The organism is Flavobacterium sp. EDS, assembly GCF_020991525.1.
GTDB lineage: Bacteria > Bacteroidota > Bacteroidia > Flavobacteriales > Flavobacteriaceae > Flavobacterium.
The window spans coordinates 141,251-159,513 of sequence record NZ_JAJMOZ010000004.1 but is presented as its reverse complement, the minus strand read 5'-3'; the positions used below and the strand labels follow the sequence as shown (position 1 = coordinate 159,513).

General features: G+C 31.7%; 15 protein-coding genes. 13 read left to right on the top strand and 2 right to left on the bottom strand.

Annotation, left to right across the window (positions count from 1 at the left end; genetic code table 11):
- The first annotated feature begins 153 nt into the window (after positions 1-153).
- A complete protein-coding gene (locus LPB87_RS07915; protein ID WP_230605572.1) occupies positions 154-5,655 on the top strand; it encodes a LamG-like jellyroll fold domain-containing protein in 5,502 nt (1,833 codons plus the stop codon).
- A gap of 2 nt (positions 5,656-5,657) precedes the next feature.
- A complete protein-coding gene (locus LPB87_RS07910; RefSeq protein WP_230605570.1) occupies positions 5,658-6,359 on the top strand; it encodes a hypothetical protein in 702 nt (233 codons plus the stop codon).
- A 76-nt stretch (positions 6,360-6,435) separates the two neighbouring features.
- On the opposite strand, the gene LPB87_RS07905 is transcribed toward LPB87_RS07910, so the two are convergent.
- Entirely contained in the window at positions 6,436-7,293 is an 858-nt protein-coding gene (locus LPB87_RS07905) for an MBL fold metallo-hydrolase (protein ID WP_230605568.1), read from the bottom strand.
- A gap of 213 nt (positions 7,294-7,506) precedes the next feature.
- Here LPB87_RS07905 and LPB87_RS07900 point away from each other — a divergent pair, with 213 nt between their 5' ends.
- The 5 genes from LPB87_RS07900 (at position 7,507) to sufD (ending at position 12,124) form a co-directional block, all read left to right on the top strand.
- On the top strand, positions 7,507-7,836 hold the full coding sequence (locus LPB87_RS07900; RefSeq protein ID WP_129540185.1) for an iron-sulfur cluster assembly accessory protein: 330 nt from the start codon (positions 7,507-7,509) through the stop codon (positions 7,834-7,836).
- Positions 7,837-7,921: 85 nt separating this feature from the next.
- The gene (gene sufB / locus LPB87_RS07895) at positions 7,922-9,370 is read left to right on the top strand and encodes a Fe-S cluster assembly protein SufB (RefSeq protein ID WP_129540186.1); all 1,449 of its coding nucleotides are present in this window, start codon (positions 7,922-7,924) and stop codon (positions 9,368-9,370) included.
- A gap of 171 nt (positions 9,371-9,541) precedes the next feature.
- The gene (gene sufC / locus LPB87_RS07890; protein WP_035618340.1) at positions 9,542-10,288 is read left to right on the top strand and encodes a Fe-S cluster assembly ATPase SufC; all 747 of its coding nucleotides are present in this window, start codon (positions 9,542-9,544) and stop codon (positions 10,286-10,288) included.
- A gap of 80 nt (positions 10,289-10,368) precedes the next feature.
- The gene (locus LPB87_RS07885) at positions 10,369-10,758 is read left to right on the top strand and encodes a four helix bundle protein (protein ID WP_230605566.1); all 390 of its coding nucleotides are present in this window, start codon (positions 10,369-10,371) and stop codon (positions 10,756-10,758) included.
- Between the two features lie 49 nt (positions 10,759-10,807).
- On the top strand, positions 10,808-12,124 hold the full coding sequence (sufD, locus tag LPB87_RS07880; protein ID WP_129540188.1) for a Fe-S cluster assembly protein SufD: 1,317 nt from the start codon (positions 10,808-10,810) through the stop codon (positions 12,122-12,124).
- A gap of 350 nt (positions 12,125-12,474) precedes the next feature.
- On the opposite strand, the gene LPB87_RS07875 is transcribed toward sufD, so the two are convergent.
- Positions 12,475-13,821, bottom strand: a complete 1,347-nt coding sequence (locus LPB87_RS07875; protein ID WP_230605565.1) for a serine hydrolase — start codon at positions 13,819-13,821, stop codon at positions 12,475-12,477.
- 221 nt (positions 13,822-14,042) lie between these two features.
- Between LPB87_RS07875 and LPB87_RS07870 the strand changes: the two genes are divergently transcribed.
- The 6 genes from LPB87_RS07870 to LPB87_RS07845 all read left to right on the top strand — a co-directional run bounded on the left by LPB87_RS07870 (position 14,043) and on the right by LPB87_RS07845 (position 18,260).
- Positions 14,043-15,257, top strand: a complete 1,215-nt coding sequence (locus LPB87_RS07870; protein ID WP_230605563.1) for a cysteine desulfurase — start codon at positions 14,043-14,045, stop codon at positions 15,255-15,257.
- A 13-nt stretch (positions 15,258-15,270) separates the two neighbouring features.
- Complete coding sequence (locus tag LPB87_RS07865; RefSeq protein WP_230605561.1) at positions 15,271-15,696, top strand: hypothetical protein; 426 nt, start codon at positions 15,271-15,273, stop codon at positions 15,694-15,696.
- A 3-nt stretch (positions 15,697-15,699) separates the two neighbouring features.
- Positions 15,700-16,125: a SufE family protein gene (locus LPB87_RS07860; RefSeq protein ID WP_129540192.1), complete on the top strand. Its 426-nt coding sequence runs from the start codon at positions 15,700-15,702 to the stop codon at positions 16,123-16,125.
- Between the two features lie 219 nt (positions 16,126-16,344).
- Positions 16,345-16,668 (top strand): SUF system Fe-S cluster assembly protein, encoded by a 324-nt coding sequence (locus tag LPB87_RS07855; RefSeq protein WP_129540193.1) that lies wholly within the window; start codon positions 16,345-16,347, stop codon positions 16,666-16,668.
- Between the two features lie 68 nt (positions 16,669-16,736).
- Positions 16,737-17,246 (top strand): DUF2480 family protein, encoded by a 510-nt coding sequence (locus LPB87_RS07850; RefSeq protein WP_230605559.1) that lies wholly within the window; start codon positions 16,737-16,739, stop codon positions 17,244-17,246.
- A gap of 81 nt (positions 17,247-17,327) precedes the next feature.
- A complete protein-coding gene (locus tag LPB87_RS07845) occupies positions 17,328-18,260 on the top strand; it encodes a DUF3078 domain-containing protein (RefSeq protein WP_230605557.1) in 933 nt (310 codons plus the stop codon).
- Positions 18,261-18,263 lie beyond the last annotated feature (3 nt).

Here is an 18,263-nt window from a genome sequence, read left to right as displayed (position 1 = left end):
AATCTTTTTTCATCAAACTAGAAACGGTTCAAATATAATCATTCTTTAGAAATCATTAAAAAGGAATTTATTTACTATCTGACAAATAAAAATTTAACAAGAAATCATTCTATTTTGTATTATTGCAGGTCCTAATCAAACCCAACAAAAATTATGAATAAAAAACTACTCTTATTGTTATTACTAGCAAACTTTTTAAGTTACTCCCAGACACCAAATGTCCCTAGCTACGTTCCTACAGATGGTTTGATAGCCTATTATCCTTTTAACGGAAATGCAAATGATCAAAGTGACAATGCATCTAATGGAACTCCAACTGACATCACTCTAACATCTGATAGATTGGGAGTACCCAATACCGCTTACTCTTTTAATGGAACAAGTAGTAACATTCAGACATATTTATCTAACAACCTACAAGACAACAATTCCCGAACAATAACAGGATGGTTTAAAGCCACTGATCCTGTTAACTCTAAAGAGTTTGATTTCTGTGTTTTAAATTACGGAAATACTCCAAGTTCTGCATTTAAAATAAGTTTTTATCGCAAAGGCTATTTTGATGTAGCATTTGGCTCTCAAGTTTTTTCATCTCAAGAATACTACTTTAATAATGAATGGACATTTTTTGCAATGGTCTTTGACAATACCAACAAAACATTTTCATTGTATATAAATAATGTATTGAAGATAACTGGAATTGCTAATTTATTTACACAAGAATTTGGAAGTTATTTTAGAATAGGAAAAAATGATTCAAATAATTACTTTGAAGGATCTCTTGATGATATTGGAGTATGGAACCGTATGTTAACTTCACAAGAAATAAGTAATTTATATTATTCAAATACAGCTCCCCCTAGCATTACAGCAACAATATTTTCGGGTAGCTCGACCACAGTTTGCTCGGGACAAGGTACTAGCTTAAGGGTTGAAGCATCTCCTACAGACAACTATACCTACCAATGGAAGAAAAACGGAATACCAATACCTACAAAAACACTTCCGTATTATCGAGCCGAGGCTAGTGGAGATTATTCTGTAGAAGTCAAAAATGCAAATAACAGTACTGTAACCTCAAATACCATCAAGGTTATTGTAAATGAAACAGCTCCTCCAACTAGTTCGACACCTACATATATTTTAAATGAAGGTAACACAGTTGCTGATTTAAAAATTAACGGATCAAATATCAAATTATATTACAATCCTAATAATGGTTCATCTATACCTTCATCAACAGTATTAACAACAGGGAAATATTATGCTACTCAAACAATTAACGGATGCGAAAGTACTACTAGATTAATAGTCGATATAATTATTTCAAATACCCCTATAAAATACACACTTATTCCTGATAGCAATTTTGAACAAAAATTAATAGATTTAGGAATTGATTCTGGTACCCCAGATGGAAAAGTACTAACTTCAAATATTTCATCACTTACTTCCTTAAACGTATCTGCAAACAACATATCAGATTTAACAGGGATACAAGACTTTATATCATTAACCGATTTATATTGTGGTCAAAATTCATTAACAACATTGAATGTAAGCAAGAATAAGGTTTTGACTACTTTAGATTGTAACAACAATAAAATAATCTCTTTAGATGTAAGTAATAATACTGCTTTACTTAATTTGAGTTGCTATGCAAATCAATTAACATCTTTAGACGTTAAAGCAAATACAGCGTTAACAAAATTAGATTCGGGTTCAAACAAATATACTTCTTTGGATGTAAACTCAAATACTGCTTTAACATTTTTGGGATGTAATACCAGTCTATTAACCTCTATAGACTTGAGTAAAAACACTGCATTGACTCTTCTGGATTGTCGTGAAAACAAAATAACCAACTTGGATGTTTCTAAACTCACTGCTCTAACCGAGCTATATTGTCAATCTAATCAATTAAAAGATTTGGATGTAAGCAAAAATAAATCTTTGGAACTTATAAATTGTTCAAAAAATCAGCTAACTACTTTGGATATAAGCTCACATCCAGCCGCAATTGGTTTATATGCCAATTCTAATCAATTAACGAGTCTAAATTTGAAGAATGGAAACAATGTTAACTTTCAATTGCTATATCTAAATCTTACAAACAATCCAAATCTAAGCTGTATTCAAGTAGACGATGTTGCTTACTCGAATACAAATTGGTCAACCAAAAAAGATGCAACTGCAAGTTATAACACAAACTGTTTTCTTCCTTATACATTAATTCCTGATATAAATTTTGAAAAAAAATTAATAGATTTAGGAATTGATTCTGGTAATCCAGATGGAAAAGTACTAACTTCAAATGTCTCATCACTTACTTCATTAGATGTTTCATCAAGTTTAATTTCAGATTTAACAGGAATACAAGATTTCACTTCATTAAATATATTGAATTGTGAAAACAACAAACTTTTGACCCTTGACATTTCAAATAACAAACTCCTGAAAGAATTAAATTGCAGATATAATAATTTAACCGCTTTAGAATTATCAGCAAATATAAATTTAACTTCATTAGATTGTATTTATAATCAGATTACTAACCTTGACGTATCCAAAGCGGAGTATCTTGAATCATTATTGTGTAATTCTAATCAAATTACCCATTTAGATGTGACTAATAATTTAGTTTTGAACTGGTTTGGTTGTAATGACAATAAACTAACAACTTTGAATGTTTCAAAAAACAAAAATCTGCGTTTTTTAGACTGCGGATATAATCAACTGTCATCACTGGATATTACTAGTAACAAAGATTTATCTTATTTAAATTGTGATAACAATAAACTCACTTCATTAGATGTTTCTATGCTTACTGAGTTAACGAATTTAACTTGTTCCTCAAATCAATTGAACAACCTAGACGTTTCTAAAAACACAGCTCTTGAAAAATTATATTGTGGAAATGGACAACTCACAAATTTAAATGTTTCCAAAAATAAGGCACTAACCCATTTATACTGCCAGAATAACCAACTAATTTACTTAAATATTAAAAATGGATCAAATTCACTACTTACCGATGTTGATTTTACACAAAATCCAAATTTAACATGCATACAAGTTGATGATATAGCTAATTCTAATGCAAATTGGTCAACTCAAAAAGATGTAACAGCAAGTTATGATACTAACTGTACATCAAATTTTGTCCAGATTCCAGATCAAAATTTTGAGCAAAAATTAATAGATTTAGGAATTGATAAAGATGGAAAGAATGGAATGGTACTAGATAGTAGCATTTCACAAATAATACATTTAGATGTTAATTCTAGCGCTATAAAAGATTTAACTGGAATAAGTGGTTTTATTTCACTTAGAGGTCTAAAATCATCAAACAATCAATTAATAAACCTGGATTTATCTAAGAATACTCTTTTAGACTCTTTAGATACTTCTATGAACAATCTTGTAACATTGAATATCAAAAATGGAAATAACACTAAATTTTACATCCCAAATTTAAATTTCACTGGCAATCCATATTTAACCTGCATACAAGTTGATGATGAGGCTTATTCTAATACAAATTGGACAACTCAAAAAGATACAACGGCAAGTTATAGCAGTAATTGTATATTAAATTTTGTTCAGATTCCAGATCAAAACTTCGAACAAAAATTAATAGATTTAGGAATTGATAAAGATGGAAAGAATGGAATGGTACTAGATAGCAGTATTTCGCAAATAACTTATTTAAATGTTAATTCTAGTGCTATAAAAGATTTAACCGGAATAAGTGGTTTTATTTCACTTAGAGGCCTAAAGTTATCAAACAATCAATTAGTAGATTTGGATTTATCTAAGAATACTCTTTTAGATTCCTTAGACACTTCTATGAACAACCTTGTGACATTGAATATAAAAAATGGAAATAACACTAAATTTTACATTCCTAATTTAAATTTCACAGACAACCCAAATCTAGTCTGTATTCAAGTAGACGATGTAGCTTATTCTAATACAAATTGGGCAACTCAAAAAGATGCAATAGCAAGTTATAATACTAATTGTACATCTGATTTTGCCCTGATTCCAGATCAAAATTTTGAGCAAAAATTAATAGATTTAGGAATTGATACAGATGGTCTAAACGGAAAAATTTCCAATTCAAAACTTAACACCATCACTTACCTAGACCTTTCGAATAGCAACATAAGTAGTCTGGCTGGAATTCAAAATTTCACAGCCTTAACCTATTTAGATTGCGATTTCAACAATCTTCAATCTATTGATGTTAGTCAAAACAAATTACTAACCAAGTTATCATTACATGACAACAAACTAACCAAATTAGATGTTTCTGCAAACAAAGAATTATATAACTTAACATTTAGCAAGAATCAGATTTCAACAATTGATTTATCTCAGAATACAAAAATTCATTCTCTAGCGGCAGATAGAAATAAGTTAAGTACTATTGATCTTTCTGCAAATCCTGAAATAGAAGCATTATATTGTGGTAATGTTAATCTTACAACACTAAATGTTTCAAATCTACCAAATCTAATAAATCTAAATTGTACTTATACCAACATTTCAGAGATTGATGTCACTGCAAATCCAAAATTGGAAATGTTATATTTTAACAATGCAAACTTAACAACATTAAATGTTAGTAAAAACCCTCTTTTAACACATCTAAATGTTGCCAATAATCAATTAACAACTTTAGACCTATCCAATAATCCTCTTTTAAAAGTTGTCTTTATTGAATTTAACCCTCTAACGTCATTAAATATACAAAATGGCAATAACAAAAACTTTAAAGTATCTAACACCTCTAAAAAAAATACTGAAGTTGAAGTATTAACTAGTTTTTTAAACAACACAAAACTTAGCTGCATAAAAGTAGATGATGTTGCTTATTCAAATGCAAACTGGTCAAAAATTAAAGATAAAAGTGCAACTTACAACACAGAATGTAATGAAGAACTGGCTTTACCAACAAACAACTTTATAGTTGAAACAAAAGGAGAATCTTGTCTTGGTGAAAACAATGGGGAGATAAGTATTTCTGCTAAACAAACATTTGCATACACAGCTACTATAAACGGAAAAACAACCGTTTTTACCAATAATTTACTAAAAGTTATTGGCTTAACTCCTGGGAATTATCCTATTTCGATTACAATTCCTGGACAAATTTTTGAACAAAAATTTAATGTCACTATTGCTAAGGGAGCAACCATTTCTGGAAAATCTAATATAACAGCTAGAAAAGTTGATGTTGAAATTACAGAAGGAACAGCTCCTTATACCGTTTTTGTTGATGGCGAAGCACAGTTTCAAACAACCGATTCTAATTTTTCTTTAGATTTAAACAATGGTGGTTTATTAGAAGTAGCAACTGCTAAAGCTTGCGAAGGTATTTTTTCTAAAAAAATACCTTCATTAGATGTTATAAAAAGTTTAGTAGCTCATCCTAACCCAACATCGGGAAATTTTGAAATCGACATACCATCTAACAAAAAGGAAATCAAAATAGAAGTTTACAACTTCGGAGGTCAATTAGTTTCTACTAAAAATTATAACATAGAAGATGGGAAAGCATATTTAAATATCGAGAACCAAGCTTCTGGTATTTATGCTGTTAAAATCTATTTTGACACTCCAGAATACATTAAAATCATAAAAAAATAAAAATGAAGAATTTTTTATACCTATCAATCATCAGTATTTTGTTTATTTCTTGCGGTGGCGGTGGCGGCGAAGACGATCCTGTAACTCCAGGAGTTCCAAATGTAGCACCTACAGTACCGATATTAGTTAGTCCTGCTGATAATAAATTATGCGTAGACAATACCGTTTCTTTTAAATGGGACAAAGCTACAGACACTAACAATGACGCTATAACTTATCAAATTCAAATTTCAAAAGACAATACTTTTACTCAAATTGATAAAAATTTTGAAGGAGCTGATAATAATACTTCTCTTGTATTAGACAAAAACACGGCCTATTATTGGAGGATAAAGGCAACAGATAATAAAGGGTTAGCAAGTGCTTATTCTATCGTTTACAAATTTTACACTGCGGGAGATGCTCTAGTAAATCATCTACCTTTTGCACCAAGTTTACTGCATCCAATTCTAAACAGTACATTAAGCACAGTAACTGCCTCTCTAAAATGGGAAGCAACAGATGTTGATGCTACAGATGTTCTAACTTATGATGTCTATTTTGGAACAACTAACCCACCTAACAAAAAAATAAGCGAGAACAAAGCTACAAATGCACTTGATGTAACTTTAGAACCTGCAAAAGAATATTTCTGGAGTGTTATTGTGAAAGACAACAAAGGAGGAGAAACTGTTGGTCAAGTTTGGAAATTCAAAACCAACTAAAACATCAATTAGCTAAACTAAAAAATCCCGTTTTCAAAACTATGAAAACGGGATTTTTTTTAAATTTTAATTACAGTTAAAGAATCTCTTCACAAGTAAAAACATCTTTAAGCCTTACTCCTTTTTCTGTATGTTCCACAGTTATGATTTGGTTGTGTGCGTCGTGTTCCAAAAACAAATAATAATTATTATCTGCTGCTGCATTAAGAAATTTTGACTTCTCAGGCATTGTCAATAATGGTCTTGTATCATATCCCATAACGTATGGCAACGGAATATGTCCAGCTGTAGCCAATAGATCTGCACAAAAAACAATCGTTTTATCCTGATACTGAATATGTGGAATCATTTGTTTTTCGGTATGGCCATCGACATAATAAATTCCAAAATTCATTTCTTCTGAAAAACCAAAATCAGATTCTGGACGCTTAATAAAATTTAATTGCCCACTTTCTTGCATTGGCAGAATATTTTCAGACAGAAAAGAAGCCTTTTCTCGAGCATTAGGTTTTGTTGCCCATTCCCAATGATTTTCATTACTCCAATATTTAGCATTTTTAAAAGCTGGTTCATAACCCGTTTTGCCAGCATTCCATTGCACACTTCCACCACAATGATCAAAATGCAGGTGCGTCATAAAAACATCCGTGATATCATCTCTATGAAAACCATATTTTGCCAACGATTTATCTATCGAATGATTTCCCCAAAGCGAATAATATCCGAAAAACTTATCCGATTGTTTGTTCCCCATTCCAGTATCGATCAAAATAAGTCGGCTACCATCTTCAATAAGCAAGCATCTAGCGGCAATATCTATCAAATTATTTTCATCGGCAGGATTGGTTTTATTCCAAATTGTTTTAGGCACAACGCCAAACATGGCACCACCGTCTAATTTAAAATTTCCTGATTCTATTGGGTAAAGCTTCATTATTTAATTATTTAAAAATTCAAATGTTACAAAAATTAAGATTCAATGATCTTTTGTTTGATTAATCATGCAATTTAATAAAATCCTTTTGCTTTAAAGGAAATCAAATAGACTTTATCTATTTTAACATTTGTTATAATAATGTGAACCGTTGTGGAAAAAGATTTTTATATAGTATCTTTGCAAATAATTTAGACAATAATCTACATAACAATGATAAAGGTTTCTGATTCTGCCAAAAAGAAAATTATCGACTTGATGAAAGACGATGGTTTTGATGCCGCACATGACTACGTAAGAGTAGGGGTGAAAAGTGGTGGGTGCTCCGGTTTATCATATGATTTAAAATTTGACAAAACCAAAGGAGACGACGATAAAATATTCATAGACAACGATATAACTATTGCTGTCGAAAAAAAATCATTTCTATATTTAGCTGGAACAATATTAGAATTTTCAGGTGGATTAAACGGGAAAGGATTTGTATTTAATAATCCAAACGCAAGTAGAACTTGTGGTTGTGGCGAAAGTTTTTCACTTTAGCCAACGTCGAAAGTCATAAAATCAAACGGAGCTACACATACTTCGGATCTTAAGACATTCAAACTTATAAGACCATATTGAAACAATGAGCAAATACACTGAAGACGATTTAAAAATCGAACTCGAAACTAAAGAATACGAATACGGATTTTATACCAATATAGAATCAGAAACGTTTCCTATTGGGCTAAACGAAGATATTGTTCGTGCCATTTCTCTAAAAAAAGAAGAACCACAATGGATGACCGATTGGCGCATTGAAGCTTTTCGTGCATGGCAAGAAATGATCGAGCCAGAATGGGCAAATGTACATTATCAAAAACCCGATTTCCAAGCAATCTCATATTACTCTGCTCCTAAACAAGTAGATCCTAATAAAACATTAGATGATGTAGATCCGGAACTTTTAGAAATGTACAAAAAGTTAGGAATCTCTGTCGACGAACAAAAAATGATGAACAATGTCGCTATGGATATTGTAGTCGATTCTGTTTCTGTTGCTACAACTTTCAAAAAAACATTGGGAGAAAAAGGGATTATTTTCTGTCCTATTTCTGAAGCGATAAAAGAGCATCCTGAATTAGTTCGTAAATACCTAGGAACAGTTGTACCACAAAAAGACAATTTTTATGCTGCATTAAATTCAGCTGTTTTCTCAGATGGTTCTTTCTGTTATATTCCAAAAGGCGTTCGTTGCCCAATGGAACTTTCTACTTATTTCCGAATCAATCAAGCAGGAACAGGGCAATTTGAAAGAACATTGGTTATTGCCGACGAAGGAAGCTATGTATCATACCTAGAAGGATGTACAGCACCAAGTCGTGACGAAAACCAACTGCATGCTGCTGTAGTAGAGCTAATTGCTCTAGACGATGCAGAAATCAAATATTCAACTGTTCAAAACTGGTATCCAGGAAACAAAGAAGGAAAAGGTGGTGTATTTAATTTCGTAACCAAAAGAGGTTTATGCGAAACGAATGCAAAAATCTCATGGACACAGGTAGAAACAGGTTCAGCCGTAACATGGAAATACCCATCTTGCGTTTTAAAAGGAGACAATTCTGTAGGTGAATTTTATTCAATTGCCGTTACCAATAATTTCCAACAAGCAGATACTGGAACAAAAATGATTCATTTAGGTAAAAACACTAAATCAACAATCATCTCTAAAGGTATCTCTGCTGGAAAATCACAAAATAGCTACCGTGGATTAGTACAAATAAGTGCTCGAGCAGATAATGCAAGAAACTTTTCGCAATGTGACTCTCTTTTAATGGGTAACAATTGTGGCGCACATACTTTTCCATATATCGAGAGCAAAAATCCTTCTGCAAAAATAGAACACGAAGCAACAACAAGTAAAATTGGTGAAGACCAAGTATTCTATTGTAATCAACGTGGAATTCCAACTGAAAAAGCAATTGCATTAATCGTAAATGGTTTTAGCAAAGACGTTTTAAATAAATTGCCAATGGAATTTGCTGTAGAAGCACAAAAATTATTAGAAATTTCTTTGGAAGGTTCTGTGGGTTAATACGTTTAAAGTTTTAGGTCTAAAGTTTGTAAAACACACTTTAAACTTAAAAAGAAACTTTTCACAAAAACCTAAATTGAAAATAAATAGTTTAAACAAGAAAAAATTTAAAGTAACCGTTCCTTAATAAAACTAAAGAACTTGAAACTTTAAACTTTAAACAAAAATAACATGTTAAGTATAAAAAATCTTCATGCCTCAATTGGCGACAAAGAAATTCTTAAAGGAATAAACATAGAAGTTAAAGCTGGTGAAGTACATGCCATCATGGGACCAAACGGTTCTGGAAAAAGTACACTTTCTGCAGTAATTGCAGGAAATGAAAACTACGAAGTAACACAAGGAGAAGTTTTTCTTGACGGAGAAGATCTAGCCGATTTAGCACCAGAAGAAAGAGCACACAAAGGTGTATTTCTTTCATTCCAATATCCTGTAGAAATCCCTGGAGTTAGTGTAACTAACTTTATGAGAACTGCAATTAATGAAACACGTAAAGCAAACGGTCAAGAAGAAATGCCAGCTAATGAAATGCTGAAAGTAATTCGTGAGAAATCAGAATTATTAGAAATTGATCGTAAATTTTTATCACGTTCACTTAACGAAGGATTCTCTGGTGGAGAGAAAAAACGTAACGAAATTTTCCAAATGGCAATGTTAGAGCCAAAATTAGCAATCCTTGACGAAACAGACTCAGGTTTGGATATCGATGCATTAAGAATTGTTGCTAATGGGGTTAACAAACTAAAAAGTGATAAAAATGCAATTATTGTTATCACGCACTACCAACGTTTACTAGACTATATCGTTCCTGATTTCGTTCACGTACTTTACAACGGAAAAATTGTAAAATCTGGTGGAAAAGAATTAGCATACGAATTAGAAGAAAAAGGATACGACTGGATTAAAGCGGAAAACTAGATTTTTGTTCCATGTTTCATGCTTTTTTAGTTTCAAGTTAAACTTATCTTTTGTAAGTTTAAACCTAAAAACAAAAAACCATGGCAACAATAAATAGGTTTGAAGATTTAGAAATTTGGAAAGAAGCGAGACGATTAGCAAAAGAAATTAATCTCATTGCAAATGAAACTGAATTAAAATCAGATTTCAGATTTAAAAATCAAATAAACGCATCATCTGGTTCAGTGATGGACAACATAGCAGAAGGTTTTGAAAGAGATGGAAATTTAGAATTTCGACAATTTTTATCCATTGCGAAAGGTTCAGCTGGAGAAACAAGATCCCAACTTTATCGAGTTTTTGATTTTGAATACATATCAGAACAAAAGTTTGAAATTTTAAAAACAGATTATGAAAACTTAAGCGGTAAAATAAAAAACTTTATCACTTATCTTAATAAGAAGGATTTTAAAGGAAATAAGTTTCAATAGGTAAAACTTGAAACTTTAAACCTGAAACCCCGAAGGAAACAAAATAAAAATGGATTTGAAAGAAAAATTAGTATCGTCTTTTATGGCTTTTGAGGAACGTGTAGATGTCCATACGGATCTTCATGAAATCAGAACACAAGCGATAAAAAACTTCGAAAATAAAGGTTTTCCAACCAAAAAAGAAGAAGCTTGGAAATATACATCACTAAATGCCATCTTAAAAAATGACTTTACTGTATTTCCAAAACAAGATAATGCAATCGAATTTAATCATGTAAAAAAATATTTTATACATGAAATAGACACCTATAAAGTAGTATTTATAGATGGTGTTTTCAGTTCGCATTTATCTTCTACAACACACGATGGAATTGATGTTTGCTTAATGTCTTCGGCATTAACCAAACCTAAATATAAAATGATTATTGATAAATACTTTAATCAAATCGCAAATACAGAAGATAGTTTAACTTCTTTAAACACTGCATTTGCAATTGAAGGAGCTTATATCAATATTCCTAAAAAGAAAGTAGCTGCTAAACCTATTGAAATCATGTATTTCTCAACAGGAAATGAAGCAGCACTTATGGTTCAGCCAAGAAACTTGGTAATTATAGGTGAAAATTCTCATGTGCAAATCATCGAGCGCCACCAAAGCTTAAATGAAAACCCTGTTTTAACCAATTCCGTTACAGAAATTTTTGCTGAAAAACGTGCGATTGTAGATTACTACAAAATTCAAAATGACAATAGCGAGGCCAATTTAATTGACAATACTTACGTTTCACAACAACAAGAAAGTCATGCATCGGTTCATACGTTTTCATTTGGAGGGAATTTAACCCGAAACAATCTGAATTTCTATCACTTTGGTGAAAGATTAACAAGTACGTTAAACGGAATAACAATTATAGGCGAGAAACAACACGTAGATCACTATACATTAGTCAAACATTCAACTCCAAATTGCGAAAGTTTCCAAGATTACAAAGGAATTTTTACAGACCGTTCAACAGGAGTTTTTAATGGAAAAGTATTAGTTGAAAAAGTAGCGCAAAAAACAAATGCATTTCAAAAAAGCAACAATATCTTATTAAGTGATAAGGCAACTATAAATGCAAAACCACAATTAGAAATTTTTGCTGATGATGTAAAATGCTCTCACGGTTGTACAATCGGACAACTAGATGAAACAGCAATGTTCTACATGCAGTCACGCGGAATTCCTCAAAAAGAAGCAAAAGCATTATTAATGTATGCATTCTCAAATGCCGTTATTGAAAGCATTAAAATACCAGAATTAAAGAAACGAATCACTACAATTATTGCTAGTAAACTAGGAGTAAAAATGGGATTTGATTTATAATTAAATTCTACCAAAATACAAAACCGACAAACTCTTAGAATTTGTCGGTTTTTTTTTATAAGCTAATCCCGCTATCCGCTACAATCTTTCCCTTTTTTAAAGAAAAAAGAAAAAGGATTTTCACTTCTATCAGGGCTAAAACATGTGGTATATCTCAATTCCTAAAATTGATTTTTCCATAATCCAATTACAAATACTAACAAACCTAAGAAAGATAAACCTAATCCCAATATCAAACAAATTGAATTAAAAGGCACTCCGATATTTATTGACCAAGCAAAACCAATTAAAACAAAACCAATAATCATAAATAAAAAGGGCAATAAAATTCTATATTTTCTCATTTCAAATTATTTCCTAACACTTGCTGTTACCTCCTTCAAAAACAAATTAAAATCAAATTCAAGATCATCTGTCAAGCCCATTCTTACAATGACTAAATCCAAAGATGGAATAATAAATACTTTCTGACCTTGAAAACCACTACAATAAAACATATCACGAGGTGCATCTTTATATTTTCCACCTGCATTTAACCAAAATTGAGCACCATAATCTCCTTTTGAAGTATTGGTTGGGGTAGATACATATTTCACCCAACTTTCATCCAGAATCTGTTCTCCATTCCAGTTTCCTTTATGCAAATACAGCAACCCAAATTTAGACCAGTCTCTGGTAGTAGCCCAAGCATAAGAAGAGCCAACATAATTCCCTACCATATCGGTTTCAATGACAGTAGAGTTCATTCCTATTTTATCTATTAAAGCGGAATACCAAAAATCTAGATATTCCTGATGTGTCTTAAATTGTTTTCTCAAAATAGCCGACAACAAATTACTTGTGCCAGAAGAGTAATTCCAATGCGTATCTGGTTTATACAAAGCAGGTTTTTCTAGTTGTACTTTAGCCATATCTTCTGACTCAAAAAGCATAATAGTTGCATCACAGATTGTGTTGTAATTTTCCACCCATTCTAAACCCGAATTCATATGAAGTAAATCATTAGTAGTTATAATTTTGCGTTCATCATTTTGCCATTCAGCAACTGGAGCAGGTTTATAAATATCAAATTTCTTTTGTCTTTGAAGCACTCCAAACATCGTTCCTGTAATACTTTTGGTCATAGACCACCCGAGTAACTTACTGTCTTTAGTAAAACCTGTCTCATATTTTTCACCTATCAGTTTGTCTTTATACAATACTAAAACCGACCTTGTTCTTTTATTTTTTTCTCCTGCCACATCAAATGCATTCGCAATCGCTTTTTTTAATTTAGCATAATCAACAGTAGAAAACACAGTATCTTTAGGCTCTTTGTCCCCATAAGGAAAAGGCAAATTATTAGCCAATTTTATTCTTTTGGGAACCAAGTACGGCTTAGATATGTCGAAGTTATCATTAATTAAAGTAGCACCTATTCCCTCTCGATAAATTGCTTTTCGTTCTTTTAATCCATAAACACTAGAGGTTGCAAACTTTCCTTCTTCATTAATTTTATTTGTTGCTAAGTCTAGCAAAGGAATATCATTATCTCCTTTTTCAATCGATTCCTGCGAGCGATTATCTATGAAATGACATGAAGCAATACTTTTAGAAGTAAAGCCAGAAATCAAATCAAGTTTAGGATAAGTAGTAAATCTGAAATAAATAATTATGATAATAAGAAGAAGAACAAGTAATTTTAAGATTTTTTTCATAATAATACAGGTTAATTTACACTGCAATATAACCATAATTTCTTCACAAATTAACTTTGAATCCTCTCAAAATCAAATACAAACCTTCAAAAAATGCCAAATCTGTAAAACAATATTGTTTTTAATAGGATTATCTAAAACCATAAAAGGAAATTTAGCAATTACTGGATAAAACAATTTAGTTTTAGTACTTTTGTAATTAGAATTTTTCTAAATAAGATATGCTAGATATTCATAAAATAAGAGCTGAGTTTCCGATACTTTCACAAAAAGTAAACGGGAAACCTTTGGTATATTTTGACAATGGAGCCACATCACAAAAACCACAGGTTGTGATTGATGCGATTTCAAAATATTATCAAGAAATAAATGCAAACATACACCGCGGAGTACATACTTTGAGCCAATTAGCAACTGATGCTTACGAAATCTCAAGAGTAAAGATCCAACATCATATTAATGCTAAGCATTTACATGAAGTACTATTTACTTCTGGAACAACCCATGGGATTAATTTAGTAGCAAACGGTTTTGCTTCAATACTAAAACCTGGAGACGAAGTACTGGTTTCGGCTTTGGAACATCACAGTAACATTGTGCCTTGGCAAATGTTATGCGAAAAAACTGGCGCTACTCTTAAAGTGATTCCAATGAATCAAGATGGAGAACTTATCATAAGCGCGTACGAATCTTTACTATCTGAAAAAACAAAAATAGTTACCGTAAATCATATTTCGAATGCATTAGGGACAATCAATCCTATAAAATATATGATTGAGAAAGCTCATGCTGTAGGCGCTGCCGTTTTAATAGATGGCGCACAAGCTGTACCGCATTTAAAGCCAGATGTTTTGGATTTAGATTGTGATTTTTATGCTTTTTCGGGACATAAAATGTGCGGACCAACTGGAACTGGAATTTTGTATGGAAAAGAAAGCTGGTTAAATAAACTCCCTCCTTACCAAGGTGGTGGCGAAATGATAAAAGAAGTTACTTTCGAGAAAACTACTTATGCTGATTTACCACACAAGTTTGAAGCAGGAACACCAAATATTGCTGGTGGAATTGTTTTAGGAACTGCAGTAGATTACATGAACAGTATAGGTTTTGAAAACATTCAGAAACAAGAAAAAGCGTTACTTGCTCATGCTACTAAGCAATTACTTGAAATTGAAGGTTTAAAAATCTATGGGACTGGTAAAGAAAAAACTTCAGTAATATCTTTTAATATTGATGGAATTCATCCCTTTGACATTGGTTCAATAATTGATAAATTAGGAATTGCAGTACGCACTGGACACCATTGTACGCAACCAATCATGAATTATTTTGGAATACCCGGAACTGTAAGAGCTTCTTTCTCTTTTTATAATACAATAGAAGAAATTGATTTAATGGTCGAAGCGGTTAAAAAAGCTAAAATTATGTTATCTTAATCAAACCAAACCTATGAAAGTACTATCTTTTTTAATTCTGACAATTTTTATTGGAAACAGTTGTGTAAGCCAAAAAAATATAGATATGAGTGCTGTAGAGATAGTATATTCTGCTGTTTCTCGTGGTTATTACCAAAAGATAGTAGTTAAAAATCAGATGGTATCCATTACTAAAGGCAGAGGAGAAGAAGCTGTAACAAACAAAATCAATGGAGCACAATGGGCGAGAATTGTTTCTGAATTTAAAAAAATCAATTTAGAAAGTATTCCACAACTAAAAGCACCTACTGAAAATCGTTTTCATGATGGAGCAGCCATTGCTAATTTAAGAATAACAAAAAATGGAAAAACATACGAAACTAATGGTTTTGACAATGGTTTTCCACCAGCAGAAATAGAAAAATTAGTAACTTTATTAGTTGCTTTTACTCAAGAATAGAACATGACAATAAAAGAAATACAAAACGAAATAGTCGAAGAATTCTCGATGTTCGATGATTGGATGCAACGTTACGAGTATATTATCGAATTAGGAAAGAATCTACCATTAATAAAAGAAGAGTACAAAACTGAAGAAAACTTAATTAAAGGTTGTCAGTCGAAAGTATGGCTTCAAGGCGAACAGAATGGTGATAAGATTGTTTTCACAGCCGATAGTGATGCTATTTTAACCAAAGGAATCATTGCAATCTTAATTAGAGCTTTTTCTAATCAAAAAGCAGAAGACATCTTAAAAGCTGACGTAGATTTTATAGATGAAATTGGATTGAAAGAACATCTATCTGCAACCCGTGCCAACGGATTGGTCTCGATGATTAAAAACATCAAGATGTATGCCTTAGCATTCGACTCGAAAAACAAAAATTAAATTAATAAAACATAATGTTTTTAATTCGAACCCGTAAGATATTAAGTTTCATAAAGAAGCAAGATTAATCATCGTACTATAAGTAATTAAAACATTGAGATATTAAATTTCATAAAGAAGCAAAACTTAATTTTCTTATTATCTTAATGGTAAAAAAGTAAGCTTGCTGTTTAAAATGAACCTACATCATTTATATGGTGAAAAAACAAAAACAAGAAAATGGAACAAGAAATAGACACTAACGAATTAGGAGAATCAATCGTAAAAATCTTAAAAACAATTTACGACCCTGAGATTCCTGTAGACATATACGAATTAGGATTAATTTATGACGTAATGGTAAATACTGATTACGAAGTAAAAATATTAATGACATTAACATCTCCAAACTGCCCGGTAGCCGAAAGCTTACCTAGAGAAGTTGAAGAAAAAGTAAAATCTATCGAAAACGTAAAAGACGCAGAAGTAGAAATAACTTTTGACCCACCTTGGAGTAAAGAATTAATGAGCGAAGAAGCTAAATTAGAATTAGGAATGCTTTAATATTTGTTTCAAGTTTAAAGTTTCAGGTTACTCAACTTGAAACTTTAAACCTGAAAACAACTTTTTATATGGAAGAAATAATCAATAAAGTTGCCAATAGTGCCTTAGAAGTTTTTGACCTTGAGGATTATTATCCAAAAGGATTACGTGCGCAAATTGATATTTCGCAATGGCTTTTGGAAGGTTTTCTTTTAAAAGAAAAAGACTTTCGCGAGCATCTTAAAAACCACAATTGGTCACAATATCAAGATGCTTACATAGCAATTAATTGCAGTACCGATGCTATAGTTCCTGCTTGGGCTTCAATACTGGTTGCAATTCAATTAGCTCCATATGCTAAAAAAATTGTTGATGGCACACTCGAAGATTTAGACTCCAGCCTTTACGAAGAGATTCTGCGTAACCTCGATTACACAGCATACAAAAGTAAGCCTGTAATCATAAAAGGATGCTCTAAAAAGCCAGTTCCTACTCGCGCCTACATTCTAGCTGCTCATTATTTACAGCCTTTCGCAAGAAGTATTATGTATGGAGAAGCATGCTCTGCTGTGCCTTTATACAAAGAGAGCAAGAAATAATTTACAATTAAAATTAAGTATTTTTTAACAATTTCATGGTTTTTAGTATATTTGTGTTAATCAACACTAAACAAGGAACCTATGAAAAATCTTCTTCAACTCCTTTTTATCTTCCTAGCAAGCTTTTCTCTTGTACAGGCACAGAACACCGAAAAAGAACTAATAAAAAACACTGAAAAAGCCGTTAAATTCATATCCGATACTACAGGAAACGGATGGAAAAGCACAGGAAATGTTTCGTTTCTTTTTAATCAATCAAATTTCAACAACTGGATTGCTGGTGGTGAAAACAATATCTCGGGGAATTTAGGTATTAATTACAACATCAATTACAAGAAAGATGACGTTAGCTGGGACAACAAAATTCTTGCTTCATATGGTATCTTACAAACTGAAAATTCTGATTTTGAGAAAAAGACTGATGACAGATTAGAAATTAATTCTATTTATGGAAAAAGAGCATTTGGTAATTGGTACTACTCCTTTTTTGTAAATTTCAGAACACAATTCACAAAAGGATATGTGTATGGCCAAGATGCAAATGGCGCTGAAATACGAACTGAAAACACAAATTTCATGTCTCCGGGCTATCTTACGTTTGGTCCTGGTATTTTTTGGAAAAAGAGCGACAATCTAAAGTTAAATTTCGCCCCTCTGACTTCAAAAATGACTTTTGTAGACAAACTATACACATCTGATATTGGATACGTAGACGAGTCTTATTTTGGCGTTAAAGCAAACAAAACGATGCGCTATGAATTAGGTTTCTACGCTTCGGCATATTACAAACTTGATATAATGACCAACGTTACTGCTGAGAATATTTTAAACCTATATTCGAATTATCTAGAAGACCCACAAAATGTCGATATTGATTACTCATTAAATATTGTAATGAAAATAAATAAATTCCTGTCAACTAACTTGTCGTTTCAAGCAATTTATGACGACAATGCTTTTCAAGGATTTCAAACCAGAGAAGTTTTTGGCTTAGGAATAAATTACTTATTCTAAAAC